Below are 1,436 nucleotides of genomic sequence, written 5' to 3' on the forward strand. Positions count from 1 at the left end.
GTTCAGCAATGGGATTAGATACGATCGGGATTGTAAGAGGGGAACAGCCTGCCGAAGAGAGTGCCACATTGCAGTTTTGCAGAGGTAAAGATATGCAGCTGCATTTCGTATCAAGGGAGGAATATAAGCAGCGGCAAGCTCCTGATTACCTGGCCGGCCTTTCAGACCAGTTTGGAAATCCCTATATCATACCCGAAGGTGGAACAACTTCTCTTGCGCTTCCCGGCGTAAGAGAAATGGTGGCTGAGGTAGCTGCTCAGTTGGGGAGAGTACCGGATTGTTTCTGTGTAGCTGCTGGTACGGGCGGTACTGCGGCTGGGATATTATCCTCCGGCGCCGATGTGCTCGCATTCCCCGTGTTAAAAGGCGGCGGATTTCTCCGCAACGATATTGCAGCTCTGACCAGCGGCCTTGCCAATCAGGGAAGCCTGGAATTACAAACCGACTATCATTATGGAGGTTATGCCAAATGGAACTCCGAATTGCTAACTTTTATTGACGATTTCAAAACCAGGTTTGATATTCAGTTAGAGCAGGTATATACGGGCAAAATGTTCTTTGGCCTTTTTGATTTGGTTCAAAAAGGTTATTTCCGGAAGGGAACCGTTATTGTTGCAGTCCATACCGGCGGGTTGCAAGGTTTGCTCAGGAGATAGAGCTGGTCATTGCTTCCGTACTGTCGGTGGTTTTGGTATTTACAAATTCTTTGATCAGGTCCCTGTCGCCGGCGATCCAGAGCACATCGTGGTTTTCGATGATCATCGACGAATCGGGGTTCAGGATGCGCTCGCCATTTCTTTCCAGTCCAACGATCATTCCATGCGTTTTCTCTCTGATACCACTGTTCCTGATTGATTTCCCGCGGATATCATATTCATTTCTGACCTCAATCCTTTCCAGCACGACGGTGTCCTCGTGCGCCATATAAACATCGCCGGTAGTGCTGATTTCAACGTGCCCGCGGAACATATCCAGCTGGTCGTCGGTACCAATAACCTCAATGCGGTCGCAGGGATAAAGTACTTCCGTGGGTTTTGGTAAATAGATCGTTTTGCTTCCGCGTTCAATGAGCACTACGTTAATGCCGAAATTTTCCCTGATTTTGAGCTCCTGTAAGCTTTTCCCTATCAGATTGGAATCGGCGCTTACTTCAAGAAATGCAAAGTGAGCGTCCCAGGGAAGTAGTATCCGCTTCGATTTGCCGCTGCCTTCCAATTGTCTTGCATTCAGGTTTTGTAAAAAACGATCTTCGATCTTGCTGTAAAACAGCTGTAACCTTCTATAAAAAATGGCAAAACCGAGTAGCATAATTGCTGCCGCCACAGTCAATGCGGTTGGTGTGGAAAAGAAAGAATTAAGCAGAAAACCCATTAAGATAATCGCAACCAATACGCGCGACAGTTCCAGCAGCAATAAGGGGCCTCGGCTGTATTTAC

At 47.6% G+C, this 1,436-nt stretch carries 2 protein-coding genes; one reads left to right on the forward strand and one right to left on the reverse strand.

Translation table 11 applies throughout. The features are described 5' to 3' along the window. The coding region (locus tag ACTIE6_RS23805; RefSeq protein ID WP_439559001.1) for a 1-aminocyclopropane-1-carboxylate deaminase/D-cysteine desulfhydrase at positions 1-656 on the forward strand (656 nt) is incomplete at its 5' end. On the opposite strand, the gene ACTIE6_RS23810 is transcribed toward ACTIE6_RS23805, so the two are convergent. Continuing rightward, on the reverse strand, positions 646-1,436 hold a 791-nt coding region (locus ACTIE6_RS23810; RefSeq protein ID WP_439559002.1), incomplete at its 5' end, for a cation:proton antiporter regulatory subunit. The two genes, ACTIE6_RS23805 and ACTIE6_RS23810, sit on opposite strands and share 11 nt — an antisense overlap.

It is taken from the genome of Dyadobacter sp. (assembly GCF_051859145.1).
In the GTDB taxonomy this organism is placed as follows: domain Bacteria; phylum Bacteroidota; class Bacteroidia; order Cytophagales; family Spirosomataceae; genus Dyadobacter.